At 38.2% G+C, this 26,849-nt stretch carries 26 protein-coding genes and 1 tRNA gene; 19 read left to right on the top strand and 8 right to left on the bottom strand.

What is annotated here, in order from left to right; translation table 11 throughout:
* Positions 1-58: 58 nt before the first annotated feature.
* Positions 59-811, bottom strand: a complete 753-nt coding sequence (locus tag J2743_RS01700; protein WP_209624737.1) for a HesA/MoeB/ThiF family protein — start codon at positions 809-811, stop codon at positions 59-61.
* A 429-nt stretch (positions 812-1,240) separates the two neighbouring features.
* On the opposite strand from J2743_RS01700, the gene J2743_RS01705 reads away from it, so the two are divergent.
* On the top strand, positions 1,241-1,531 hold the full coding sequence (locus J2743_RS01705) for a DUF2769 domain-containing protein (RefSeq protein WP_209624739.1): 291 nt from the start codon (positions 1,241-1,243) through the stop codon (positions 1,529-1,531).
* A 252-nt stretch (positions 1,532-1,783) separates the two neighbouring features.
* On the opposite strand, the gene J2743_RS01710 is transcribed toward J2743_RS01705, so the two are convergent.
* Positions 1,784-1,893: transfer RNA gene (locus J2743_RS01710), tRNA-Met, on the bottom strand.
* 192 nt (positions 1,894-2,085) lie between these two features.
* Here J2743_RS01710 and J2743_RS01715 point away from each other — a divergent pair.
* Positions 2,086-2,916 (top strand): methanogenesis marker 8 protein, encoded by an 831-nt coding sequence (locus J2743_RS01715; protein WP_209624741.1) that lies wholly within the window; start codon positions 2,086-2,088, stop codon positions 2,914-2,916.
* Between the two features lie 137 nt (positions 2,917-3,053).
* On the opposite strand, the gene J2743_RS01720 is transcribed toward J2743_RS01715, so the two are convergent.
* Entirely contained in the window at positions 3,054-3,434 is a 381-nt protein-coding gene (locus J2743_RS01720; protein ID WP_209624743.1) for a CBS domain-containing protein, read from the bottom strand.
* A 48-nt stretch (positions 3,435-3,482) separates the two neighbouring features.
* Here J2743_RS01720 and thiC point away from each other — a divergent pair, with 48 nt between their 5' ends.
* The 7 genes from thiC to J2743_RS01755 all read left to right on the top strand — a co-directional run bounded on the left by thiC (position 3,483) and on the right by J2743_RS01755 (position 11,059).
* Positions 3,483-4,757, top strand: a complete 1,275-nt coding sequence (gene thiC / locus J2743_RS01725; protein ID WP_209624745.1) for a phosphomethylpyrimidine synthase — start codon at positions 3,483-3,485, stop codon at positions 4,755-4,757.
* A gap of 197 nt (positions 4,758-4,954) precedes the next feature.
* A complete protein-coding gene (locus J2743_RS01730; RefSeq protein ID WP_209624747.1) occupies positions 4,955-5,233 on the top strand; it encodes a glutaredoxin family protein in 279 nt (92 codons plus the stop codon).
* On the top strand, positions 5,230-5,739 hold the full coding sequence (locus tag J2743_RS01735) for a ferredoxin-thioredoxin reductase catalytic domain-containing protein (protein WP_209624749.1): 510 nt from the start codon (positions 5,230-5,232) through the stop codon (positions 5,737-5,739). Before J2743_RS01730 ends, J2743_RS01735 begins: the two co-directional genes overlap by 4 nt.
* 288 nt (positions 5,740-6,027) lie before the next feature.
* A complete protein-coding gene (locus tag J2743_RS01740) occupies positions 6,028-6,882 on the top strand; it encodes a helix-turn-helix transcriptional regulator (RefSeq protein WP_209624750.1) in 855 nt (284 codons plus the stop codon).
* Positions 6,883-7,202: 320 nt separating this feature from the next.
* Complete coding sequence (locus tag J2743_RS01745) at positions 7,203-8,621, top strand: PAS domain S-box protein (protein ID WP_209624752.1); 1,419 nt, start codon at positions 7,203-7,205, stop codon at positions 8,619-8,621.
* A gap of 272 nt (positions 8,622-8,893) precedes the next feature.
* Positions 8,894-10,567 carry an ATP-dependent DNA ligase gene (locus tag J2743_RS01750; protein ID WP_209624754.1) on the top strand — a complete coding sequence of 558 codons (1,674 nt, stop codon included), beginning with the start codon at positions 8,894-8,896 and terminating at the stop codon, positions 10,565-10,567.
* A gap of 99 nt (positions 10,568-10,666) precedes the next feature.
* A complete protein-coding gene (locus tag J2743_RS01755) occupies positions 10,667-11,059 on the top strand; it encodes an OB-fold nucleic acid binding domain-containing protein (RefSeq protein WP_209624756.1) in 393 nt (130 codons plus the stop codon).
* 43 nt (positions 11,060-11,102) lie between these two features.
* Here the strand turns inward: J2743_RS01755 and J2743_RS01760 are convergent, their stop codons facing one another.
* Both J2743_RS01760 and J2743_RS01765 read right to left on the bottom strand, forming a co-directional pair.
* The gene (locus tag J2743_RS01760; RefSeq protein WP_209624758.1) at positions 11,103-12,107 is read right to left on the bottom strand and encodes a UPF0104 family protein; all 1,005 of its coding nucleotides are present in this window, start codon (positions 12,105-12,107) and stop codon (positions 11,103-11,105) included.
* Positions 12,104-12,787 carry a glycosyltransferase family 2 protein gene (locus J2743_RS01765; RefSeq protein ID WP_209624760.1) on the bottom strand — a complete coding sequence of 228 codons (684 nt, stop codon included), beginning with the start codon at positions 12,785-12,787 and terminating at the stop codon, positions 12,104-12,106. The genes J2743_RS01760 and J2743_RS01765 overlap by 4 nt, the downstream gene beginning before the upstream one ends.
* Before the next feature lie 330 nt (positions 12,788-13,117).
* Here J2743_RS01765 and J2743_RS01770 point away from each other — a divergent pair, with 330 nt between their 5' ends.
* The 3 genes from J2743_RS01770 to afpA all read left to right on the top strand — a co-directional run bounded on the left by J2743_RS01770 (position 13,118) and on the right by afpA (position 17,197).
* Positions 13,118-14,530 (top strand): glycosyltransferase family 39 protein, encoded by a 1,413-nt coding sequence (locus J2743_RS01770; RefSeq protein ID WP_209624762.1) that lies wholly within the window; start codon positions 13,118-13,120, stop codon positions 14,528-14,530.
* 177 nt (positions 14,531-14,707) lie between these two features.
* Positions 14,708-16,057, top strand: coding sequence for a phosphoglucosamine mutase (gene glmM, locus J2743_RS01775; RefSeq protein ID WP_209624764.1), 1,350 nt, complete (start codon positions 14,708-14,710; stop codon positions 16,055-16,057).
* A gap of 570 nt (positions 16,058-16,627) precedes the next feature.
* Positions 16,628-17,197 (top strand): archaeoflavoprotein AfpA, encoded by a 570-nt coding sequence (gene afpA, locus J2743_RS01780; RefSeq protein WP_209624766.1) that lies wholly within the window; start codon positions 16,628-16,630, stop codon positions 17,195-17,197.
* Here afpA and J2743_RS12010 read toward each other — a convergent pair.
* The 3 genes from J2743_RS12010 to J2743_RS01790 form a co-directional block, all read right to left on the bottom strand.
* Positions 17,190-17,336, bottom strand: coding sequence for a hypothetical protein (locus tag J2743_RS12010; RefSeq protein ID WP_245247909.1), 147 nt, complete (start codon positions 17,334-17,336; stop codon positions 17,190-17,192). The two genes, afpA and J2743_RS12010, sit on opposite strands and share 8 nt — an antisense overlap.
* On the bottom strand, positions 17,308-17,514 hold the full coding sequence (locus J2743_RS12015) for a hypothetical protein (protein WP_245247911.1): 207 nt from the start codon (positions 17,512-17,514) through the stop codon (positions 17,308-17,310). Before J2743_RS12015 ends, J2743_RS12010 begins: the two co-directional genes overlap by 29 nt.
* Positions 17,515-17,695: 181 nt before the next feature.
* On the bottom strand, positions 17,696-18,184 hold the full coding sequence (locus tag J2743_RS01790) for an adenosine-specific kinase (protein WP_209624768.1): 489 nt from the start codon (positions 18,182-18,184) through the stop codon (positions 17,696-17,698).
* Positions 18,185-18,499: 315 nt separating this feature from the next.
* On the opposite strand from J2743_RS01790, the gene J2743_RS01795 reads away from it, so the two are divergent.
* From J2743_RS01795 to J2743_RS01825, 7 genes are all read left to right on the top strand, one after another.
* Positions 18,500-19,054, top strand: coding sequence for a helix-turn-helix domain-containing protein (locus J2743_RS01795; RefSeq protein ID WP_209624770.1), 555 nt, complete (start codon positions 18,500-18,502; stop codon positions 19,052-19,054).
* Positions 19,055-19,154: 100 nt separating this feature from the next.
* The gene (locus J2743_RS01800; protein WP_209624772.1) at positions 19,155-20,825 is read left to right on the top strand and encodes an AMP-binding protein; all 1,671 of its coding nucleotides are present in this window, start codon (positions 19,155-19,157) and stop codon (positions 20,823-20,825) included.
* Positions 20,826-21,018: 193 nt separating this feature from the next.
* The gene (locus tag J2743_RS01805) at positions 21,019-21,309 is read left to right on the top strand and encodes a 4Fe-4S dicluster domain-containing protein (protein ID WP_209624774.1); all 291 of its coding nucleotides are present in this window, start codon (positions 21,019-21,021) and stop codon (positions 21,307-21,309) included.
* The gene (locus J2743_RS01810) at positions 21,306-22,364 is read left to right on the top strand and encodes a 3-methyl-2-oxobutanoate dehydrogenase subunit VorB (RefSeq protein ID WP_209624777.1); all 1,059 of its coding nucleotides are present in this window, start codon (positions 21,306-21,308) and stop codon (positions 22,362-22,364) included. Before J2743_RS01805 ends, J2743_RS01810 begins: the two co-directional genes overlap by 4 nt.
* Positions 22,365-22,381: 17 nt before the next feature.
* Positions 22,382-23,842, top strand: a complete 1,461-nt coding sequence (locus J2743_RS01815) for a 2-oxoacid:acceptor oxidoreductase family protein (protein ID WP_245247945.1) — start codon at positions 22,382-22,384, stop codon at positions 23,840-23,842.
* Positions 23,843-24,109: 267 nt separating this feature from the next.
* Positions 24,110-25,915: a 2-oxoacid:acceptor oxidoreductase subunit alpha gene (locus J2743_RS01820; RefSeq protein ID WP_209624780.1), complete on the top strand. Its 1,806-nt coding sequence runs from the start codon at positions 24,110-24,112 to the stop codon at positions 25,913-25,915.
* Positions 25,912-26,772, top strand: a complete 861-nt coding sequence (locus tag J2743_RS01825) for a thiamine pyrophosphate-dependent enzyme (RefSeq protein WP_209624782.1) — start codon at positions 25,912-25,914, stop codon at positions 26,770-26,772. The genes J2743_RS01820 and J2743_RS01825 overlap by 4 nt, the downstream gene beginning before the upstream one ends.
* The last annotated feature ends 77 nt before the right edge of the window (positions 26,773-26,849 follow it).

Consider the following 26,849-nt stretch of genomic DNA (forward strand, 5'->3'; position numbering starts at 1 on the left):
TCCATTAACGTGTTTATTAATCCGTTAATGGGTTCGCGTTGTTATCAATAGTTTGAATTTAAAAACGTACCACTGAAAATGCCTCTTCTTTTGCAAGGTCAAACATCAAGACATGAGGTGCCATTATTGGATGTCCCTTTCCAGTAATGATTTTCACGGCCTCAAAAGCTTGGAGACAACCAACAATATTAGGAACAGGGCTGATTACGGGTGGAACTTCATTGTTAAGTTTCATAATATTAGAGGCTATTTTTTCGGTCAGATCTTCCCCTTGTGAGGGTAATTTAAAAACTTCTTCATAAGATGGGGTGTCAGAGGTGATCACTGTCACCTGACCCATTGTGCCGTGGATTGCACCATGGATAAATGGAATATTCATCTTTTTGGCGTATCGACTAACTATGATGCGGGTTAAAAGGTTGTCAAGTGCGTCTATTACTATTTCACTACCTTCTAATATTTTGTGGACATTTTCATTGTTTAATTCTTCATTAAATGCTTCGATCTTAATGGAGGGGTTAATTAATTGAAGTTCTTTTTTTGTAACTTCGGTTTTTGGTTTTCCAATGCTTTCGATGTTGCTCATGATCTGTCGGTTAAGGTTAGAGATTTCGAAAATATCTTTATCAATTATACGAAGCTTTCCAAATCCCATTCTGGCCAGCATCTCCAACACGGCACCACCGATTCCTCCACAGCCAATGACGGTTATTTGGGATTTTTTAACTTTTATTTGTTGATTTTCATCAAGAATTCCCTTTTGTCTGTCGACCATTTCCCAATAAGTTTTATCGTAGTTTTCACCTGGCATAGGAGCACCGAACAACCTTTCACTAAATTTTATGAGCACAGATATGCTTTTTATGAGCACAGGTATGCTTCTTTGTTTATGATTTAATTTTCAATATTTTTAATGTTTTTTCATCAGAAACCATAAATTTTATACAATAACGACATATCTTAATTAAATATATCAAAACACGATATATATCTACGGGGAAAAAAATTTATTAAAACGTATCATACAATTTTCCTGACAAAAAAGTATATTCATGTCTGTATTTGCAAGAGCAGTAATTACATTTAACGTGATTGAAAGAAGTCATACATTAAAAGAAGTCATAATATGTTTAATGTGATAAAATAATGTATAGGTCATAGTTTAATCAAAAATCTAATCAATTGATTTAGTATAGGAATATAATTTAAAAAAGCAGAATACATGATGGGAGGGATTGGAATGGACAAATTCACCAAAGCAATGGAAAAAATGTCACAAATGCCGGAAGAACAATATAATGCACTAATCGACAGGGAAAAGAAAAAAATATGCATATGTCGAAGTTGTCCTAGCTTTAACCAGTGTATGGGTGAGGATAAAGAAGGTTTGTTCTGCATTCTGGGAAAAAGTAGTTGCAATGTAAATATTGTTGAATGCAACTGTTTGGAGTGCCCAGCCCACAAGAATTTTGACATGAAACACAATTCTTACTGTGTTGAAGGTTCAGAGGATAAACAGCGAAATAAGTGATATTGAAACTTATATTGGAGTTTTATTTTTTATCCCACAATTTTTTCTAATGTTAATTTCAACCAATCTCCAATCAAGTTGTATCTTCTAATTTTTAATTCTGCTTATTTCTCCTTTTTTACTAATTTTATTGTTTATTTTTTTGGATTTTTTTTGTTTTTAAATGGATAGTAAAATTAGATGGATTATAGTGAAAATTCAGTGAAAAATAGAGATTTATTTTGATAAAAGTTTAAACAAATAAAATTTAAGTGCCGGGGGCGGGATTCGAACCCGCGACCTCGCGGTATCCCAGGAAAAAGTCAGAGCACTTGCTTAATACCCTATGAGCCGCGCGCTCTAACCAGCTGAGCCACCCCGGCATGGCTTATATGCTGTTCATTCTTATATAATTTAAAGTTTTCTATGGCTTGTTTTGGTGGTGCCTACTAATTTATGTATGGTTGTTTTCTATTTTATATTAGTGGACTAAATTTTTAAATCAATTAAAAATTCTAAATCTCTACATCAATTAAAAATTATATGGTTTTTCTGTATACATAGGGGTGATATAATTGGATGAACATGTGATGGAGGCTTTAGGGAAGTCAAAAGTGGTTATTAAAGGGGGTAAGGTGGTTAGTGTTGAAAAACCACTGATTGATTTTTGTCCTCTCTTTCAAAAATACAGGGGAATTGAAAAATTCACCCCCCAGATCATTCAGGAGAACATGGAGTTTCGTATTAAGGACTTTGGCATGTGCACCAAAGAAAGAAAAATGGAAATGGGTGATTTCTTATCATTCGGAATATCTGAAACTTTAGGGACATTATTAGATGAAAAAATCATTGAATGTGCTGTTATTGTGTGTGAAGGATGTGGCACAGTAATTGTTGAAGATCCTGAACGGGTACAGGGGATCGGCGGCAGAATTTCTGGAATTATCAGCACCAACCCCATAGAAGAAATAATTTATACTTTGGGTGAGGACACAGTACTTGACCCAGAAAATGCAAAGATCGATCAAATTCAAGGTGTAATAAAGGCCATCAATAATGGTTACAAGAAAATCGGGGTGACTATTTCCTCGGCAGCTGATGCAGTTAAGATTAAAGAGATAGAAAGTCAGCATGAGGATGTTAATATCTATATATTTACAGTTCACACCACAGGCATTTCCCGAGAGGATGCAGAGATACTTTTTGACCATGTTGATGTGATAACTGCCTGTGCTTCTATTCATATAAGAAATATTGCAGAAGAAAGAGATACTTTTTCAGTGGGAGCTTCCATACCTATTTACGCCACCAGTAAAAATGGTGAAAAGTTTCTGAAAATGAGGATAGAAAAGATAGGGGGATTGAAAGAGAAAAAAGATGCAAAAATTCCTGATCCTCTTATTTAAGGAAAATAGGGAAAAATCCCCCTGGAACCTAATTTCGGAAGGATTAACTCATAAAGGATTAATCCTAATTTCAGATTGATTACCAAATTCAAAAATTTGCCAAGAAATGTCCTAGTTAAAGTGTATCTATGGGCTGTCTAATCATGCAAACCAGCAAGGGCACGGATAAGAGAACTCTGAGTGATAAGACCAACTAAATTCCCATTCTCAACTACTGGGATCCTTTGATAACCTTTTTCTGCCATGATCTTGGTGATATTCATGATAGGGGTGCTTTTCTCCGCTACTTCAGGATCTTTACTCATCAAATCACCCACTTTAAGACCAAGAGTTTCCCCACCAGCTAGGAGAATGTCACGATGAGTGATTATTCCAACCAACTCGCTTTCATCCACCACAGGCAAACCTCCTACATTGCAACGCATCATCTTAAGCTTGGCTGCTGCCACCAGGTCATCAGGGGAGGTCACATACACTTCTTGGATCATGATATCTTGGGCATGCAATTTTTTTATCATAATATTTAATTCTCAACTACTTACTATATTAAAACGAGGGTGAAAAAAGTGACTCAGTTGTACCAGGCTGGCAAAGGCCAGACCACAGACGAAATGCGAAAAATAGCCGAAAATGAAGGCATAAACGTTCAAAAACTCACACGTCGAGTTGCTAAAGGTCATGTGGTGATTCCCGCCAATAAAAACCGGAACACCAAACCCTGTGGCATAGGACGGGGACTCAGCACCAAGATCAACGCCAATTTGGGTTCTTCCCCTGAACTGGAAAAAGTGGAGTTGGAAATAGAAAAAGCACAAATAGCAGTACGATATGGTGCTGATGCAGTTATGGACCTTTCCACCGGTTCTAATTTCAGAGAAGTTCGAAATGGGATTATTAAATCTACCAATGTGCCATTAGGAACAGTACCCATATACCAAGCAGGGATCATTGCTGCGAAAAAGCGTGGTGCAGTAGTTAACATGGAAGAAGATGACATGTTCCAGGCTATTGAAGAACAGGCCAAGGAAGGTGTTGATTTTATGACGATCCACAGTGGAATTACTCTGGATACTGTCCAGAAAGTTAAAAACTCTGAAAGGATAATGGGTGTGGTAAGTAGGGGTGGTGCTTTCCTTGCTGCCTGGATACTCCACAACCAGGAAGAAAATCCATTATACAAAAATTATGACTACCTACTGGAAATCGCCAGGGAGCACGATGTAACCATTTCCCTGGGAGATGGTCTAAGACCAGGATGTTTGGCTGATGCTTCTGACATACCCCAGATAAGTGAGCTAATAATCCTGGGAGATCTGGTAAAAAGAGCTAAAAATGCGGGAGTGCAGGTTATGGTGGAAGGTCCTGGACATGTACCCCTAAACCAGGTTGAAGCCAACATGCAGATTCAAAAAACAGTGTGCAAAGGAGCACCATTCTATGTACTGGGACCTATAGTAACTGATCTGGCACCAGGATACGATCATATAACTTCGGCTATTGGTGGGGCATTAGCAGCAACAGCGGGAGCAGATTTCCTTTGTTACGTTACCCCTGCAGAACACCTATCCATACCAGGATTGCAGGAAGTTAAAGAAGGAGTAATCGCCTCAAAAATAGCTGCACAGGCAGCTGATGTTGCTAAAGGTCATAAAGGTGCTTGGACTAAAGAATTAGAAATGGCCAGAGCAAGAAAAGAATTTGACTGGGAAAAACAATACCAACTGGCATTTGATCCTGACAAACCTAGAAAATGTCGTGAAAGGAGACCAACAGCTCGGAATGACATGTGTACTATGTGCGGAGAATTTTGTGCCCTTAGGATGGTACGAGATAACATGTAAGTGGCTTTAGTGGTTATAGGATGGTATTCCTTTGCTTTGCAGATATAATTCAGTTCAAATTAAATACAATGTTTGACATAAATAGAAAAGCTTAAAAAAAATTCAGTTTTTTATTAAGAAAATAAATAACTGATAACTAATTAGGTATGATCTTTGGATTGTATTAAAAACATGATATTGTCAAGGAGAAAATAAAAATGCCAATGCAACACGTTGAAGGTCAAAAAAAGGGTCCTGTGGTTCTTTATGCTTTAAGTACTTGCGGATGGTGTAAAAAAACCCGAATGCTTCTGGAGGAAATTGAGGCAGAGTATGATTACATCTATGTTGATCTTCTTGAGGGTGATGAAAGACAGGAGATAATTGAACAAGTGAAAAAATGGAATCCACAACTGTCCTTCCCGACCCTGGTGATAAATAACAAAGAGTGCATTGTGGGATTCGATGAAGATAAGATCAGGGAGAATCTGGAATGACTATGTCTGGTGTTTCAAAAGAAGAAGTAAACCATTTTCACGAGAAGTTGAAGCAGGAAGCAGAAGCTGCTGGTTACCATCTTAATCCTGACGAAGCATTCACCAAAGAACTTGTGGAAAGCATCCTTATAAACAAAAATCGTTATGGGTACGGTGCTTGCCCTTGTCGTTTAGCCTCTGGCATTAAAGAGGAAGACTTAGATCTGATCTGTCCATGTGACTATCGTGACCCTGATCTGGACGAATTTGGAGCATGTTACTGTGGACTTTATATCTCTGGTGAAGTATCACGTGGTGAAAAAGAATTAACTTCCATACCTGAAAGAAGACCCGGACCAGAACAACGTACCAAATTTGATGAAAATTCTCATAAACGAACAATAACTGATCTTCCTCTGCCAGTGTGGAGGTGTAGGGTTTGTGGATATTTATGTGCCAGAGAAGATCCCCCTGAAACATGTCCCATCTGTAAAGTTGGGAAAGAACGATTTGAAAGATTTTTATAAGGATATACTGTAATAAATATCAGTATCTTCTATTTCTTTTAAGTTAAATTGGTATTTAAATATTTATCCTGTGATTATGATGGATGGATTGTTCCATCTCCATAAAAAGGGGTTTCTTGGTTTAGTAAAGATCATTTTATAATCTTTAAAATGGAAATATTTATTATCAACAACAATCATATACAGTGTCGGTTAAGTAGATCACTACATATTAATAAAGTAATAACAAAACAAGAATAAGAACTTAAAAAAATACTCCCCTAAAACAACTAAGAAGGTGGAAGTCAAATGGATTATATGTTTGAATTGTATGAGCAAGTTAAGGATGATATGAAATTTTTTATAGCCTCTGATGTAAGGGCAAAGATATTGATTAGTTTAAGGAGTGGATCTAAGAATTTAGCTGATTTACGTAAGGAAATTCATCTTAGTTCATCTACTATTCTACACGGAATGAACCAATTGGAACAGAAAAGTTTTATTTTCCGGGACTCAGGAAATTACTCCCTATCTCAAACAGGCGAAGTTGTAGCCAACAAATTAATTGATGTAATGCGTTCCTTCTATTCCCTGAACCTCTGCGAGGGATTGTTCTTGAACCATGATATTAGTTGCATCCCTCCGGAACTGTTTAAGGATATTGGATGTCTGGAAAAATCATTTATTGTAAAATCTACCAGCACCAATATTATGAGGCCTCAAGAGGTTTTATCAGAATTTTTAGCCAAAAGTAAAAACTTTAAACAGCTCACTTCAGTATATAATCCATCTAGTGTTCAAATTTTCCTGGAAACCCTGGAAAAAGGGGGCAAAGTTCAGCTTATAATGACTGAAGGAATTATTGATAAACTGGTGGAAACTGCTGGAGAAGAGAAGCTGGAAAAATGGATCAAAGACGGAAGTTTACAGTTAATGAAAATAGATGAGGAAGTGAAGATATCATTAACCACCGGTGATAATTTCATTGCCCTGGGATTGTTTTCAACTGATGGAGCATATGACCTGAATATTTCTCTAATAAGCCGTGGTGAAGAAGCTATTTCATGGGGAAACAGATTATTTGATTATTACTTTCAAATAGCCACTCCTGTGATGTTCGAAGTCCGTGAGATTCAGGATGAAGTAATGGTCCGAGGAAAATAGAAGCATCTCTTTTTTTTTTACTAGTTGCTACTTTATTTTTTTTAATTTCAATTATTTTTTCCACTAAAACGATTTTTTCTCAAAGTTTCTTCCCTAAAACAAATTTTAAGTATTTTAGGAAATTTTTTCCTGAAAATAAGATTTATTTTTCAAAAAAGATATCAAAATGACTGTTAATAATATTTTTTGAATACAAAATAGTTAATTTAAAGGTTAATAAGCTTAAAGGTTAATGGGCTGAAATTATAAATTAAGTATAAATTGACATAGATCAATACCACTTACATACAGAATAAATAAATAATACTTTGTGGGATGTTATGGTGGAAGATATAAGAGTTCTAATATTAGAGGATGTGCCACTGGACGCTGAATTAATAGAAACCCAGCTGAAAAGAGAGAATATTCAGTTTAAATCTAAGATCGTGGAAAAAGAAGAAGATTATCGCAGAGAACTGGCTGAATTCCAGCCCAGCATAATTCTGGCAGATCATTCACTACCACAGTTCGATGGTATCACTGCCATGAACATTGCCCGAGAAATCTCACCAAACACACCATTCATTTTTGTCAGTGGCAAAATAGGCGAAGATTTCGCTGTTGAAATGCTTAAAGAAGGAGCAACTGATTACGTTCTAAAAAATAATCTAACAAAATTACCTCACGCAGTAAAAAGGGCGTTAAAAGAAGCAAAAGAAAAAATGGAAAAACAATCTGCTGAAGAAGCTCTTAAGGAACGTGAAGAGAAATACAGAAATCTTTTCGAATATTTCCCTAATTATGTGGTCGTTTTGGGATTGGATGGGAGAATAATGGATCTTAACCATGCAGCGGCAAAATTCAGCCCTTTATCTAGGGAGGATACTGTGGGCATGTATTTCACAGACCTACAGTCAATAACTGGGCAAGATTCATCATTTTATCAGGAACTATTTTCAAAATTCCTGGAAGGAGAAGAGATTGGGGCATTTGAATCTCATTTAACATCAAGAGAAGGAGAAATACGTTTAATGGAAGTATATCCTGCACCATTATACAAAAATAGCCAATTATATGCCATACAAATCATAGCTCAGGACATCACTGAACGTAAAAAGGCAGAAACAGAAATTACTGCATCTTTAGAAGAAAAAGAAATGCTTCTGGGTGAGATTAATAGCAGGGTTAGGAATTACATGAACATCATATCCAGTTTACTGGAACTTCAATCGGTTTTTATGAATGATGAAGGGAATCGCGAAGTCCTGAAGGATAACAAGAATCGAGTCAAATCAATGCTGTTTATACACGATGGGTTTTCCCAGTCCGATGATTTCGCCCTCATTGATTTTTCTCAGTACATAAAAAAATTAATAGAACTCATTACTAGCTCTTACAATGTGGATACTGAAAGAATTAAAGTTAAGTCTAATACCGAAGGTTTAATACTTGACATTGATGCTGCCATTCCCTGTGGGCTTATTATCAATGAACTGTTAACAAATGCAGTAAAACACGCTTTCCCTGGAAATAAAAAAGGGGAAGTTTTGGTGGAATTCGGGCTTGATAATCAGGAAAACAATGTTTTAATAGTTAAGGATAATGGGGTAGGCATTCCTGATGATATTAACTTTAAAGAAAGTGGAACAATGGGATTTCAACTGGTGAATACTCTGGTAAATCAGTTGAATGGTAGTGTAATCCTGTCTAGAGGTAAAGGAACTACTTTCCAGATTATATGGTCTGAATCAGGATATTAAGTTTTCAAAAGGACTAAATTTCCTTTTCATTTCTAATTTTCCTTTCATTTATCTATTTTAACTTTAACTTCCATATTTTCAATCTGCAGTGCTACTATCAAATTCTGAATCCTTTTCCTTTTGTATAGGTTTAGTAGGTAAGTTTTAGTAAGTAAGCGAATTTAATAAATTTAATATTAGGTGGATTGTAAATTTTTAGTGTTAAAAAGTTAAGGATAAAAAGCTTTTAAAAATGTTTATAAAACTGGGATGACTGTAAAGGTGATATTCCAATGCTTTACCATGAATTAGTAAGAGTTTATCAAGATCTGGATTCTACAACCAAACGTTTAGAAAAAACTGCTATTTTGGCCGATTTTTTAGGTAAAGTTGGGGATGAAGAACCAGAACTTTTATCGGTAGTTACTTTACTTTGCATGGGCCGAATTTTCCCTACTTGGAGTGAAGAAGAACTGGGAATAGGGGCTAAACTTCTCATGAAAGCCATTTCCATGGCAGTTGGAGTTTCTCCTGAAGATGTGGAGAATCAAATGAGGGAAACCGGGGATGTTGGTTTGGCTGCAGAAGAACTTTACCAGAAAAAAAGCCAGGTGACCCTGTTTTCTCGACCCATCACCATAGAGAAGGTATATCAAAATCTAATGAAAATGGCAACTATTTCAGGAAACCGTGCTCAATTCAAAAAAATAGATTTTTTAATGGAGCTTTTATCTTCCGCATCTCCCACTGAAGCAAAATATCTCACCAGAACAGTTTTAGAAGAACTCAGGGTGGGAGTAGGAGAAGGAACCATTAGAGATGCAATTTCCCAAGCCTTTAAAATACCACAGGAAGTAACTGAAAGGGCCCACATGCTCACCAACGACATGGGTCTGGTGGCAGAGGTTGCCCGAATGCAAGGAGAAGAGGGGTTGCGTAAATTAACCTTAAAACCGGGAAAACCCGTAAAACCCATGTTGGCTCAACTTTCCCCAGGAATAAAGACAAGTGTGGAGGAAATGGGATGGGCTATTTGTGAAACCAAATATGATGGAATACGGGTCCAAATACATCGACATGGTGAGAAGATTGATGTTTTCACTCGAAGACTGGAAAACGTTTCTGAAGCACTTCCAGAAATTGCTGATTATGTTGAAAAATCACTTCCACATGAAGATTTCATTGTAGAAGGGGAAATAATTGCCAGTCGTGATGGAAAACCCATATCTTTCCAGTACATGTTGCAAAGAGTTAGAAGAAAGTATGATGTTGAACAGATGATTTCAAAAGTCCCTTTAACTCTTTATCTCTTTGACGTACTTTACTATAAGAGGCCAGTTCTGGATGAACCGCTTAAAAAAAGGAGAAAAATATTAGAATCAATAGTTAAACCTTACCCTGGCAAATTGGAACTTTCAAGACAGGTTAAAGTTACTCCTGAGGAAATTGAGATGGCCACTGACCTTTTTGAAGCATCCATTACAGGTGGTCATGAGGGAATCATGATCAAGGACCCACATGCTCCTTACATGCCAGGTATAAGGGGTAAAAAAATGCTTAAACTGAAAGCAGAACCGGAAACTCTGGATCTGGTAGTGGTGGGTGGAACCTACGGAAAGGGTAAACGGGCCCATCTAATTGGTTCTTACTTAATGGCTCTCCAGGATGAAAATGGCCAACTCCTAACCCTGGCTTATGCTGCTACCGGGCTGGATGATCAAACACTACTGGAACTTTCTGAGATGGTAGAACCTCTTATCATAAGTAAAAAAGGGAGAGAAGTTAAAATTGAACCTTCAGTAGTTCTGGAGATAGCTTTCAGTGAGATAGTGGAAAGTCCTGAATCTGAAACCGGATATTCTCTACGTTTCCCAGTTGTTAAAAGGATTAGGAGCGATCGAGGACTGGATGAAATCGATACTCTGGAAAGAATTCAATCTATATTTAAAAACTCTCAGAAAAGCTGAATTGGCAATATATTTTTTCCTTTTTTTCTGATATAGACCAAATCAGTTAATACAATATATATTAATAGTATTATTTATACTAGTAATATTGTGGTTATTATGGAAGATGAGAAGATATTTAGATTGGCTTTATTTACTACTATTTTTGGTTTAGTGGGGATGATGTTATCTGCAGGTTATATTACTCCTCAAAAAGTTGAAATTAAGGATATAAATCGCGGCATGCTTGATAAAGAGGTTTCAGTTGAGGGGTTAGTGACAGATGTAAGCAAATCCCGGAATGGTGAAACATATTTTTTGGAGTTGATGGATGGAACTGGGAAAATTAAGCTGGTAATCTTCGATAGTGCAGCGTCTGAAATACAAAAAACTAGTGTTAACATTGAAAACTTTTCTAAAAAGCGTATAAGGGCTGTTGGCACAGTTACAGAATACAAGGGTAGTCTGGAGGTGATACTGAAAGATGCCAGTTCCCTGAAAGTACTTGTGTAATCAGTAGTAATGATTTAATTTTCATTGTCCGGTGATAAAAATCTCATTTTTCTGGATTTTTCAGTCCAATGGCATATCTTTTGATCTCTTCCAGGATGTCCCTTGCGTAATAGGTCGAAAAAATTAGTCCCAGGGCGGTTACCACCCAGAAAGAGGCTAACCGATCGACCATTGCAATACTTCCTCCCACTATGCTGGGAACTCCGAAGAGTAAGAAAAGTCCGGTGAGGGATAGTTCGATGGAACCAATGCCTCCCGGTAAAGCAGATACCATTCCTATTATATTGGCCAGTAGGAAGATAATGATAATCGCCACAAAGTTAATTTGAACATCGAAAGCCATGAATACCACATAAAGGCGCACACATTCAAAAATCCAAGATCCTGCACTCAATAAAAATACTATTAATAGGTTGGTGAAGCTACTGAATGATTTAGTGTATTCTACCATACCCTTTAATCCCTGGGTGAACTTGTGATAAAAGTTTTCCACCAATTCTTCAGAGATGGGCAGGAATCTGAGTATGGAGTGGACACGGTTATAAATCCATAAACTAGTGTCTTCTCTCCAATTGATCAGATATACAATTATTAAAAGTCCGAAGGATACTAAACCTCCTAAAATAGCTATTAATCTTACTTTGGGAAGTAAAAATGCGCATATAACTAATAAAGATGATACTATAACTCCGTCGAAGAACCTTTCTGTTAATCCAGCAGATAAACCCTCGGATAAAGTTATTTGATTGATTTTTTTACCGGCAACAGCAGTTAAAACCTCGCCCCCTGTTCGCACAGGGGTGATGTTACCAGCAAAAAGTCCTATGGTTTTAACAATAAAATTCTTCTTAAATTCCCAGGGTTGGTTAATGATGAAACCCCATCTTAAAGAACGTATCCACACCACAAAAAGGTGTATAAAGACTGCTAGGAGTATTAACCATATATTCGCAGTTTTTATAACATCCCACATTTTTTGAGGGCCAATCCAGATAACAAGGAGTACCAGTAGCAGGACACTCACCAGGAAAACATAATGTCTTTTCAAGTGGGGATCCTCCTGAGAAATTTACGTAGCAAGAGACGTAAAGTGAACATTATAAAATGGATAACGTGCCGGAATCGAACGTAAGACTTTTCATTACCATAAATACACTTGATAGGCTTTTCATCCAGGGTAAGACTCTTTTGAGAGGCTTTACATAGGACTTCTGACTCGTATACATAATCATTGTAGGGTATTGTAACAAAAATGCCAGCAGCTTTCTTTGAAATAGCTCTAAAACCACACTGACTGTCGGTAATATGGTAACCAGTTACATATCTTATCAGTCGGGTGGTGATTTCATTGGAAAGCTTACGGTGCAGGGGTATGTTCTGGGGGTTAGCTTTAAGGAAACGGGAGCCAATGATCATGTCAGTATCATAAAGCCCTTCTAATAGGAGTGGTATACAGTGGGGGTCATGTTGACCATCACCATCCAAAAAAACCATCAGATCATAATCTTCTTCAATGGCATATTTGAGCCCTGTTTTCATGGCAGCGCCTTTCCCAAGGTTTTGCTGATGGTTCATAATTTCAGCCCCTACATTTTTCGCCAAAGATGAGGTCTCATCAGTGGATCCGTCATCAACCACCAATACATCAGTGTATTTTTTAGCTCTCTTAACCACTTCTTCAATGGTTTTTTCTTCATTATAAGCGGGAATTATGGTTATGGTTCTCATTTAAATTCTTTATCCACAAATATAGTTAATATGGATAAATTTGAACTGCACATTAAATATAAATGATGGTGCAATTGATGTAAATACCGCTTATTTTAAATGTTTATTTGAATTAACAGAGTATTAAATCAGTATAGTGCATATAAAATATTAAACGGAAAGTGGGAATTAAAAAGATAATTGTTCTAAAATTCTAAGATTTGATATATTAAAGTCAGTTTTATATCCAAAAGGGGGCACTATGAAATTTAAATTGTTTAATAGGGCAAATGTTAATCAGTTAAAATCAATATAGATAATCGGGTTGAATTTATATATTAAAATGATACTATGGATGTTTCAATTAATTCAAATAAGATTAATAGAATTTTAGTTTTGACACCAGCTATTGTGGCTCTGTGTATTGCACTTTTACCTACCTTGAAGTATCAGCTCCCACTTAGCTGGGATGTTTATTATCATATTCACATGGCTAAACTGTATTTTTACCAAGGCTTCACCTTTTGGGATGCTGTAACATATGCACCTTTTGGAAGACCAATTTACTATCCTCCTTTGTTCCATGTTTTACTTGTTTTGTTGGGACAGGTCTTTAATGGAGACTTTTTATTTGCAGCTAGGGTGATACAACCTTTATTAGCGTTTAGTGTGGTTTTTTCATTTACCTACCTGGCATACAGAGTATATGGATTGTCTGTTAGTTTCGTATCCGGGTTTCTAATTATCATGTCACTAGCTTTTCATCGGTTCATGCTTCCGATTCCAGAATCACTTGCTTTGATATTCTTTTCATTATCCCTATGCTGTTACTATTTATCTTTACAAAGTGTAGGGGTTAAGTATGGAGTCACTGCCGGAATATTAGCAGGAATGGCTCTTCTAACTCATCCTTCTTCTGCGCTTATCCTAATAATGGTTGTTTCAGCATATAGCCTACTGCTCAAACTTTCAAGAAACGCAGAAAAGGATTACAACCTTACTAATTTCTGGTATTTTATTTTATCTGCTTTATTGATCGCTGCTCCATGGTGGGCGCCCCTTTTATTGAATTATGGATATATTGCAAATTTCCCCACTGTTATAACACCTATTTCTGATTATCCGAGGCTTTTTGGAATAATATCTTTAATATTTGCATTGTGGGGGGTGTATATTTTAATCAAAAGGAGAAACAAAGGCGATCTACTTGTTTTAATCTGGTTAATATCTCTTCTGGCATTGAGTCAGATTTATCTACTTGGAATTAATATATTAAATGATCGTATTTTAAATTTTGCAGTTTTGCCAATGGTTTTAACAGCATCACTGGGTATAAATTATTTCAAAAAGAAAAATCGGCTGGTTTTCAATGTTTTGACTTTGTTTATAATTGTCTTGGCTGTTTTATTTGGGTTTTTAGCTGCAGACAACTCTAAACCCTACCCTTCACCTTCTCAAATAGAGATGAGTCATTGGTTTGAAAACAATGGTGATGGTACCAGTGTGATAATGGCAAATGATTCAGCACTGGAACCGGTTATCCTAGCTTTTTCAGGACAACCAGTCGCAGGTGGAGGTTACGGGGCAGCAAAAATCAAAGAACTGGATAGGCAGAAATACATGAAATTCCAATACACTTGGGAAGATCTGAAAAAGGATCGAGTGGGTTATCTTATTTTGAATCATCATCAGAAAAGCCCTCCCTATTCCGAGTTGGTATACCAGAACCAAGACTATAAAATATTCCGTATAAAAAACAATTAGATACAAACATGCTAACTGGTATAGTAGATTAGGATACAAAAATGTGGTTTGGTAGGATTAACAAGTAGGATATACAATAAACTTAAGATCATAAAAATCTTAAGATCATCAACATGGTCTTAAGATCGTAAAAAGTTCATAAACGTGCAATGGATTAGAACATTAGGTGATGTAGTTATGAAAAAATTATTCGGAACCTTTGGGGTTAGGAGAATTGCCAATAAAGAATTAACACCAGAATTTGCATCAAAATTGGCTGCAGCTTACGGTACGCTGGTGAAAGGATGGGTAGCTGTAGGTGGAGATCCCCGTACATCAACTCCCCTCATTAAACATGCAGTGGTAGCAGGACTCCTTTCATCAGGATGTAATGTGGTTGATCTGGGAATTCTACCCACCCCTGCAGTACAATACGCAGTGAGGAACTATTATGATGGTGGGGTGATCATCACTGCTTCCCACAACCCACCACAGTACAATGGGATCAAATTCGTTGATGAAGATGGAATTGGAATAGCTGAAGACATGGAACTGGAGATAGAGGACATGTTCTTTGAAGAAAACCCTGAACGGGTTTCCTATGATGCAATTGGAGAAGTCACCACTAACGAGGGTCTAATTGATGAATATATAGACGAAGTGATACAGCGAGTGGATCATGATGCCATAAGAAAGGCAAAACTGAAGGTTATTGTGGATTGTGGAAGCGGAGCTGCCTGTTTCACCACGCCATACATACTGCGAAAACTGGGATGTGAAGTAACCACCCTAAACTGCCAGCCTGATGGATTTTTCCCAGGAAGAAACCCAGAACCAACTGAAGACAACCTTCAGGAGCTCATAAAAACTGTGAAAGCCACCGGTGCTGACTTGGGGATTGCTCATGATGGTGATGCAGACCGAACCATCTGCATAGATGAGAAGGGAAGCTTTGTGATGGGAGATAAAACCTTCGCCCTGGTGGAAAAACAGTTACTCCAGGAAAACCAGGGAGGAATTATTGTAACCACGGTGGCCACATCAACTGCCATTTATGACATAGCTGAAGAATTCGGGGGAAAAGTAACGGCAACCAGGGTAGGTGACCTCTTGGTAGCAAGGGAACTGAAGGAAAGTGACGGTTTATTTGGTGGAGAAGAGAATGGGGGATTAATTTTCCCTGATTTTGTTTATGGTAGGGATGCAGCCCTTTCAACTGCAAAAATAGTTGAGATCATGGCTTTAACTAAAAAACCACTCTCCCATTTGGTGGCAGAACTCCCAGCCTACCAGTCGGTGAAGATGAAGGTGGAGTGTCCTGATGACCGTAAACAGGATGTCATGGATAAAATCGCTGCAGACACCCAGGAATATGAGGTTGACACTACAGATGGGGTCAAAATCTTCCGAAAAGAAGGATGGATTATAATACGTCCATCAGGAACCGAACCAATCTTTCGATGCTTTGCTGAAGCTAAAAATAAGAATGATGCCACAAAAATGGCAGAATGGGGTATATCTCTGGTTAAAAAGCATTTAGAAAACTAATTTTTTTCAATTTATTTTCATATTCTATTTATTTTCAATTAAACTAATTTTTTTATTTTTTACATTCAAGCATAGCTGACTAAAGTGGGAATTTTTGCTGAAATCAAATAATTTGATATTATTTGTGGAGAGCTATTTTTTTTCTCTCTTTTTTTGTCCGGGGTCGTCAAAATAAAAGCCGTAAAACTCTGCACAGAATGCACACAGGGGGAATTCACCATAACGGTAGCGACTACCATCATCTTTGTTCATGTCAAACTTCTTACCACAAGTGTAGCAAGTTTCAATTTTTTCTGTTTTCTCATTTTCTTTGATTTTGCCTGTTTTTAGGGAGTTTTTGTTAGATTTTTTATGTAGTTTGTTGTTTGTAGCGTTATTTTTGTCTATTTTAACACCATCCTGCCTTTTAAAAAGTTTGTCTGTGATTATTTGAATTGGGGTGTTTAATTTTATACTAACTTTAATTCTAATATTTATTCATTGTCGATGATATTGATTTAATGGCGGGTTAGTTGGAATCCTTATTTCAAGCGAAAAATAAATTATAGATATCTACACAGATTTATGATCATGAATAAAAAAAGAAAAATTGCCTGGGGGATTACTGGAAGCGGTGAAAAACTGGTGGAAACTGTGGAAATCATGCAACAGATGCGGGATGAGTACCATAAACTTTTCGATATACGTGTATTCATTTCCAAGGCGGGAGATCAAGTTTTAAAATATTACAATCTTTCTAACACATTAGAGACGAAATTTGACAAAACATGGACTGAAATAAATTCAAACGCCCCTTTTCTAGCCGGACAGATTCAACTGGGAAAATATGAGTTTCTCCTGGTTGCTCCAGCAACATCTAACACAGTTGCCAAGATTTCTCTTCGTATTGCCGACACTTTACTTACCAACGCATCCATTATGGGCCAGAAAACAAACACACCACTATATATCATGCCCACAGACTTTAGAGAGGGTATAGTTACCACTAAACTTCCTAATGGAAAAGATTTAGAGTTAACCATAACTAGGGAGGATGCAGAACACGTGGAAAGATTGGCAACAATGGAAAGTACCACTGCCTTTGAATCTCCTGAAGAAATACCGGCCATATTTGAAAAACACGCCAATCAACTTAAATAAGTTCCCTTCTAAGTTGAAGAGTAACACTGAACTTCTTTATAGGGAATCCTTCATCATTATCATCGTTAATTGGTGAAATTCCCCGGAAATAATGTTCAACTGCACCAGTACTATCTATGTCCACAGGTACAGTTTCCATATCCTCCAGGGCATCGAAAAAAATGGTATATTTCCATTATTTTTTCTTCTGGACCTTTAAAATTTACAATCATAGCCCCTTCTCTTCTGTTCTGGAGCGATATGTATTTATCATCCACATCCATGGATTTATCTTTCTTTTTACTGCCACTAACTCGGTGAAACACGATATTTGACATTTTTAACCCCCAATTATTTTAGGTATGTTTTAATATTTGGATATTAATTTGATTTTTATTGAATATAAAATTTAGCACATAAAGTAGAATTTTCCATTAAAAAGAAATATTTGTGCTTTAAAATCAAAATAAGCGTTGATTGGAGATTGATGACGAAATATTATTGGATGTGGGCAATTAATCATAATTTATATCCAATGTCTCGGAGAAACTTCTGTCTCCAGGCTATGTCTTCTTCTGTCTCCAGAGTACTAGGTTTAAAACCATCGATAACTCCGATTATCCCTCTTCCCTGTTTACTTTCCACAATCAACACCTGAACTGGGTTGGCCGTGGCACAAAAAAGGTTTACCACCTCAGGAACATCTTTAATTCTTTGGGTGAGGTTAATTGGGAAAGCATTACGGAGGAAAATTAGGAAACTGTGGCCACAGGCCATTTCTAACATTTTTTTCCCGGCTAAGTTCTTCAATTCTTCGTTGTTCCCCGCAGTTCTTACTTTACAGTCTCCTGAAGCCTCTCCAAATGATAGTCCGAACTCTGCCTGTGGTACAGTATTTACTATGGCTTCATAGAGGTCTTCAACAGTTTTTATAAAGTGACTTTGACCTAAAATTAGATTGCAATCTTCTGGTACTTCTAATTTAACCATTTTAATATCAAGTTCCATGTCAATCCCCTACTTATTAATCAGATAAAATGTATGTTAGTTTAACCTTTAACCTTTTTAGAGAGATTTCTTTGGATCGATAAATTTATTTATATTGTAAATAAATTATCATTAATGATCATTACAAAATTATTCCCTGTGAAAAATTATTTGTTGTGAAAATTCATAAATATATTATAAAAGAGTAACTTTAGATCAGAGATTAGATCTAGATAATCTTATGGATGATCCTATTTAGTTTTATTAAAACCCTGGCTGATTAGCCAAGGGCTTAATCCAAAGATGTTCAATCATATTGAATGAGAGGTTTTAATTATGAAAGAGAAGATGAAGGAAATTGGGCTGCGAATAACTGAACTTCGAAAGTTATCGGACCTGGAAGTTCAGGATATGGCAGATCACCTTGAAATATCCAGAGAAACTTACCAGGAATACGAAGAAGGGAAAAAAGACATCCCCGCCAGTATTCTATATGAAATCGCTCATAAACTGCAAGTGGATATGGGGTTACTTTTAACTGGAGAAGAAACCAGGATGCACATATTTAGCGTAACTCGAAAGGGAAAAGGAGTAGAAGTAGGGCGTAGAAAACAATACAAATACGAAAATCTAGCTGAAAAATTCATACATAAAAAAGCCGAACCATTCATAGTCACTGCAGAACCTAAAAATGGAAATACAAAACCAGACACCAATTCACATCCAGGACAAGAGTTCGACTACGTTCTAGAAGGTGTGCTTAGAATTTATATTCACGACAATGAGATCATACTCAAAGAAGGAGATTCAATCTTCTTTGATTCATCATATGAACATGCCATGGAAGCCTTGGAAAACAAACCAGCAAAATTCCTGGCCGTTGTAATGTAAAACTCATTTTTATGGGAAAAAACTTTTATGAACTCCATAATAATCATAAAAATCTAAAAATAAGGATAAAATCAAAATTTATTTAACGAACGGTGATAAAATGTCATCTTTACTTGAAAAATTTGTTTCAAAGGCCAATTTTGACTCTTATCAGGATTTTAAGGATAATTTCCGTATAAAAACACCTGAAAACTTCAACTTTGCCTATGATGTGGTGGATGAATACGCTCGTCTGTACCCTGAAAAAGTTGCCATGGTATGGTGCAACGATGATACGGACCAAATATTCACCTTCAAAGACATGAAAGAATATTCAAACCGGGCAGCAAATTTTTTTGCCCAAAACGGGATAAAAAAAGGTGACAAAGTTATGCTCACCTTAAAAAGCCGTTACGAGTTCTGGTTCTGTATTTTGGGCCTGCACAAATTAGGGGCCATAACCATCCCTGCCACTCACATGCTCAAAACCAGAGATATCGTGTACCGTGTAAAAAATGCTGGTATCAAAATGGTGGTGTGCATAGCTGAAGATGGAGTGCCAGATTACTTTGACCAGGCCAACCAAAAATTGGCAAACACCGAGTTAGTGAAGGTAATGGTGGGCAATGAAGATAGAGAAGGATGGTTAAACTTCCGAAAAGAAATCAAAAAGGCATCCCCTGAATTCCAGCGTTTAACCGGTGATGAGGGTACCGAAAATGAAGATTTAGCTTTGATCTACTTTTCATCAGGGACCACTGGCCTGCCCAAGATGGTCATGCACCAGCATACCTACCCCCTGGGCCATATAATAACTGCAAAGTACTGGCAAAATGTTGTAGAAGACGGATTGCACTACACTGTAGCGGACACTGGCTGGGCCAAGGCAATGTGGGGTCAAATATATGGCCAGTGGATTGCAGGCACCGCAGTATTTGTGTATGACTATGAACGGTTTGATGCAGCCCAAATGCTGGAAAAATCATCACACCATGGAGTTACCACGTTCTGTGCACCCCCTACCATTTACCGCTTCCTTATAAAAGAAGATCTCTCAGAGTACGACTTTTCAACCCTTAAATATGCAGTTACCGCAGGAGAACCCCTAAACCCTGAAGTTTACAATAAACTTTACGAATTCACAGGACTAAGGTTAATGGAAGGATTCGGACAGACAGAAATTGTGGTCTGTATTGCCAACTTCCCCTGGATGAAACCCCGTCCAGGGTCCATGGGGAAACCCTCTCCAGGATATGACATCCAAATTATGACTCCAGAAGGTAAAGAATGCGATGTGGGTGAAGAAGGAGAGATCGTGATAAAAACTGATGATGGCAGGCCACCAGGATTATTCTGTGGATATTACAGGGAAAAAGAGAAAACAAAGGCTGTCTGGCACGATGGAATTTACCACACTGGAGACACCGCTTGGAAAGATGAAGATGGCTACCTCTGGTTCGTGGGACGTAACGATGACATGATAAAAAGTTCAGGATATCGTATCGGACCATTTGAAGTAGAAAGTGCAGTAATATCTCATCCAGCAGTATTAGAATGTGCCATAACTGGAGTTCCACATCCAGTAAGGGGACAAGTGGTAAAAGCCACCATAGTGTTAACAAGTGGTTATGAAGCATCTCCTGAATTGGCTAAAGAAATTCAAAACCATGTTAAACAGGTCACTGCTCCTTATAAGTACCCGAGGGTGGTGGAATTTGTGGATGAACTGCCTAAAACCATTAGTGGTAAAATCAGAAGGATAGAAATCCGAGAAAAGGATAAAAAAGAGTAAAATCGGATATGGCTGCAGAAACAGTTTAAAATCTGGATTTCAATATCTCTTCCATTCTTAACAGGATAAACCAAATGCACTTTTTCATTCATTGAAAATGTCATGATTTTTAAGTGTATTACTATTATATTGAAAAAGATGATAATTTGAAAAGTTAATATTAGATATGAAAGTTTACAGGATGATATGAATTATGACCAACCATAAAAAAGAACCATATCCAGTTTTCAATGAACTGGAATGCAAGGCCTGTGAGCGTTGCATAATTGCCTGTCGTGAAGGCGTGCTCGAAATGAGTGAAGACATTAATGAACGTGGTTATCATTATGTAGTTTATAAAGGGAAAGGATGCACTGGATGTGGAGACTGTTATTATACATGTCCTGAACCCCTGGCTGTAGAAGTTCACATACCACGAAAATCTCAAAACAACCATAAAAACAAGTTTAAAAATGATAAAAGGGATAAGGAGGAAGAAAAATGACTATCCAGCTAATTAAAGGAAACACCGCCGTTATAATTGGGGCAATGTACGCTGGTTGTGACTGTTTCTTCGGTTATCCTATTACACCAGCTTCGGAAATCCTCCACGAAGCTTCATTATACTTCCCGCAAGTTGGAAGGAAATTCGTGCAGGCAGAATCAGAAGAAGCCTCTATAAACATGGTTTACGGAGCAGCCGCAGCTGGCCATAGAGTCATGACAGCCTCTTCAGGACCCGGAATCAGTCTTATGCAGGAAGGATTCTCTTTCCTAGCAGGAGCAGAACTGCCCTGTGTTATTGTGGATATCATGAGAGCAGGACCTGGTTTGGGAAACATAGGGCCGGAACAGGGAGATTACAATCAGGTGGTGAAGGGAGGAGGCCATGGGAATTATTATAACATTGTCCTGGCTCCCAACTCAGTGCAGGAAATGTGTGATCTTACCATAAAAGCATTCCAACTGGCAGAAAAGTACCGTAACCCAGCAGTGGTTCTGGCGGATGGAGTACTGGGGCAAATGGTGGAACGCCTACAATTTCCACAGGAAACTCTAAAACCAGTTTACGATGAATCATGGGCAGTCCGAGGCAACCATGAAACCCGTGAAAACCTAGTAACCAGCATATTCCTTGATTTTAATCAGTTAGAGGACTTTAACTATCGTATTCAGGATAAATACCAGGATATCAGGGAGAATGAGGTGGATTACGAGGAATACCAGATGGAAGATGCTGAGATCATCCTGGTGGCCTATGGAATAAGCAGCCGTGTTGCCCGTTCAGCAGTGGACCAGGCCCGCCTGGATGGGATAAAAGCAGGACTGTTCCGTCCCAAAACATTATTCCCATTCCCTGAAGAAAAACTCCGGGAAATTGCCACCAATGAAAATTGCCAGTTTTTATCAGTAGAAATGAGCAACGGGCAGATGAAAGAGGATATAACTCTGGCAATAGGTTGTAAACGCCCGGTGGAACTGGTGAACCGTATGGGGGGAAACCTCATTGACCAGAAAAGTATCACAGACAAGATCCATGAAATGGCAGGTGACAACTGATGACTAGAGAAAACACCATGGATGATAAACAGAGGGAACAGATCACCCTGGATGAGAAAATCATCAAAAAACCGGAATCCATGCTGGATAAATATTATCGTAAAGGGGGAAGTGCTCCCACTGCCACTCATTACTGTCCAGGGTGTGGTCATGGGATACTGCACAAACTCATAGGTGAGGCCATGGATGATCTGGGAATACAGGACCGTGCAGTTATGACCAGCCCAGTGGGATGTGCAGTATTTGCATACTACTATTTTGACTGTGGACATGTACAAGTCGCACACGGCCGAGCACCAGCAGTAGGAACTGGACTATCCCGTGCAGAAGAAGATGCTGTAGTAATGTTATATCAGGGAGATGGAGACCTGGCATCCATAGGACTGAATGAAACTATCCAGGCTGCCAACCGTGGAGAAAAAATGGCTGTTTTCTTTGTGAACAACACGGTTTATGGAATGACCGGAGGGCAGATGGCACCCACCACCCTGGTGGGAGAAGTTACCGTAACCTGCCCAACAGGTAGAGACCCTCATTACATGGGATACCCTCTGCACATGTCAGAATTACTGGACAATCTGGATGCGCCTGTATTCATTGAACGTGTCTCTGTTTCAGACCCAAAACACATCCGTAAAGCCAAAATAGCGGTTCGAAAAGCCCTGGAAGTTCAGAGGGATGGTAAAGGTTATGCTTTTGTTGAAGTACTTTCCCCTTGCCCCACCAACCTGAGAATGGATGCTCAGGGAGCTGAAAATTTTGTTAACAATGAAATGACCAAAGAATTCCCCTTAAAAAACTTCCGAGACAAGAGAAAAGAAACAGAACCCCTGTGCAGGGCAAGCAGTGATTTTTCACAGGAATCATTAAACGAAATCTTTGAAGTCCAGGAAGGTAATTCATGGGAGGCAAAGGATGATCCTTCCTTCCAGAGGAAGGTAGTGCGTATTGCAGGATTTGGAGGTCAGGGAGTTTTAAGCATGGGCCTCACACTGGCCCAGGCAGCATGTAATGACCAGCGACATGTATCTTGGTATCCATCTTATGGACCAGAACAGAGAGGAGGCACATCAGACTGTACTGTGGTTATTTCTGGTGAAATCATAGGATCCCCTGTCCTGGAAACCTCCGATGGTTTGGTGGCAATGAACCAGCCTTCACTGGAAAAATTCGCCTCCAAAGTTAGGGAAGGTGGAATTATCATCTATGAAAGCAGTATAGGTGAGTTTGAATCTCCTGAAGGTCTCAGAACTCTGGCTATACCTGCTCGTAAAATTGCCAAGGAACACGGTGTGAAAAGAGCAGCCAACACAGCCATGTTAGGGGTTATAATGGAATTGGGATTAACAGGACTTCCTGAACACGTTTTCACCGAGGCAGTTGAGCACACCTTCCGCAGAAAACCTAAACTGGTACCAGCCAACCTGGAAATACTGGAAGCCGGTGCAAAATGGGCACGGGAAACTTTTAAAACATAAAAAAATCTTTTTTCATCTCTTTTTTTCCATTTTTATCCGCTTTTCATTATTTTTTTCTTATTTTTTAATTTTTCTATATTGTTTAATGTTCATTTTTAATATCAATCCATCATTTACCTCTTAACCAGTTTAGTTAATTAATCCAAAACTTAAGTTTATAACTCAAATTTTAAGTAAAATTAAGATCAAATTATGTAAAGAGATATAATGGTTTAGGGGTTTGAATGGACTTATAACTGTAGAATTATGTGAGATGGGGGTGAATTAATGGTTTTTTTATCAGAAAAGGAAGATATTTCCCTGGTTTTGTGTGGTGAAGCAGGGCAGGGAATTCAGACTGTGGAAGCGATACTGGCTCAGGCTATTAAACAGAGTGGTTACCATATTTTTTCCACCAAAGAATACATGTCACGGGTCAGGGGAGGACAGAACTCTACAGAAATAAGAGTATCATCCCACCGAGTTGCTTCATATGTTAACCAGATTGATATTTTACTAGCACTTAGCTCTGGAGCCATAAAACATCTTAAAAACAGAATATCTGGTGATACTTTAATAATAGGTGATCCAGAACATCTTAAAAATGTAAAAGAAGAGTTCATTTTCCTGGAACATGGTGAGAATACTGATAATTTTATTGAGATCCCTCTAATGGAAACTGCTCAGGAAATCGGAGGACTCATATTTGCCAATGTAATAGCAGCAGGATTTATATCAAGCATCTTGAACATTCCTAAAGAGATATTTGACGGGCTTATCAGTGACATGTTCACTCGAAAAGGTGCTAAAATACTGGAAAATGATTTGAAAGCAGGGGAAGCAGGTTACCAGATGGGTAGAGAGTTAATGGAATCTAAATCAGAGTTGATTCAAGTTTCGCTCTCTGGTCAGTCAGAAGTTCGTGATGAACTTTTAATGAATGGGACTGATGCTGTGGGATTTGGTTGTTTGGTTGGAAACTGCAGATTCATGTCTTCATATCCCATGACTCCATCCACTCCACTTCAGAATTTCCTGGCCAGTAATGCCCATGAATTTGAAATAGTATATGAACAGGCAGAAGATGAGATAGCAGCCATAAACATGGCTCTGGGAGCATCTTATGCAGGGGCACGGAGCATTGTGGCCACATCAGGCAGTGGATTTGCCCTAATGGGTGAAGCCGTAGGTTTGGCTGGAATGATAGAAACTCCCCTAGTTATTTACATTGCCCAAAGGCCTGGTCCGGCTGTAGGACTTCCCACCCGAACCAGTCAGGAAGACCTGAACCTGGCACTCTATTCTGGGCCTGGCGAATTTCCCCGAATTATATTTGCACCAGGAAAACTGGAAGATGCATTCACATTAACTCAAAAAGCATTTAATCTGGCTGAAAAATACCAGATCCCGGTTTTCATTTTATCAGACCAGTACTTTGTAGATTGTTATTATAACATTCCATCCCTCCCACTGGAAGATGATGAAAATGAAGATTATCTGGTTAAAACCGTTCCAGAATATCAGCGCTATCTCATCACCCATGATGGTGTCACTCCACGGGGAATACCAGGATATGGCGATGGATTGGTGGTTGTTGACTCAGATGAGCATGATGAAGAGGGACACATCACTGAAAACCTGGATTTAAGGACCCAGATGGTTGATAAAAGGTTAAAAAAAATTGAACAAATCAAGGAGGATGCTGTTCCCCCTGAACTTGTGGGTCCAGATGATTACAGGGAACTGGTGTTGGGATGGGGTTCCACCTACTGGCCCATCAGAGAGGCCCTAGAAAATATTCTTGAAAGTGATAAGGAAAAGAAAATAAGTTTCCTCCATATGAAACAGGCCTATCCATTCCATAGATCAGTGGTTAAATATCTGGAAAATGCGGAAGATGTTATAATATTTGAGAACAATGCCCAGGGACAACTTGCTAACCTTATAAAACTTGAAACTGGTTTTGAAATACAGGAAAAAGTTTTAAAGTACAATGGAATGCCATTTTCGGTGGAAGAAGTGGAAAGGAATCTTAAAAGATTTATGGGTATTGAAAACCTTGATACTTCCGGTGGCAAGGAGGGGTCTCAATGAAACCTAGAGATTTTGACATGCCAGAGGTAGATGTGGCATGGTGTCCGGGATGTGGTAATTTATCAATCCTGCGCAGTCTCAAAACCGCCCTGGCTGAACTGGAAATCCCACCAAAAGACCTGGTTTTTGTATCAGGAATAGGACAGGCAGGAAAACTACCTCACTACATCAAGGGCAATGTGTTCAACGGCCTGCATGGAAGGTCTCTATCCCCGGCAACAGGTATAAAAGCAGTTAACCCTGAGTTAACAGTTATCGATGTGAGTGGAGATGGTTGTATGTACGGTGAGGGGGGCAACCACTTCATTCACACCATCAGACGTAATCCGGACCTTACCAACCTGGTGCATAACAACATGGTTTACGGCCTAACCAAGGGACAGGCATCACCCACCAGTCAGATAGATTTCAACACACCTTTACAAGTTGACGGAGTATTTTTAGAACCATTCAACCCATTAACGGTGGCAATTGCTCTTGACGCATCCTTTGTGGCCAGAGCATTTAGTGGAGATCGTAAACAAACCATTGAAATCTTAAAAGCAGCCATAAAACATAAAGGATACTCATTGGTTGATATTTTTCAACCCTGTGTGTCTTTCAATAAGGTAAACACTAGAAACTGGTTCAAAGAACACACATACTATCTGGAAGATGACCATGATCCCAGCAACAGGAACCTTGCCTTCCAGAGAGCCATTGAAACTGGAGAATATCCACTGGGAATCTTTTACACCAACTGCAACAAGAGAACCTTTGAAGAGAACCTCAGCGTGTATTATGATAAAAAAACTCCATTGTTCCAGAGGAAAGTTGATATGCAGAAGATTAGAAATCTTGTGGAGACTAAAAGATAAATTAGTTATTGTTTAATCTAAGAATTAGATAAAATAACATAAAAATACTATAAAATAAATTTTCTCGTAAAATAATG

The organism is Methanobacterium petrolearium, assembly GCF_017873625.1.
In the GTDB taxonomy this organism is placed as follows: Archaea; Methanobacteriota; Methanobacteria; order Methanobacteriales; family Methanobacteriaceae; genus Methanobacterium; species Methanobacterium petrolearium.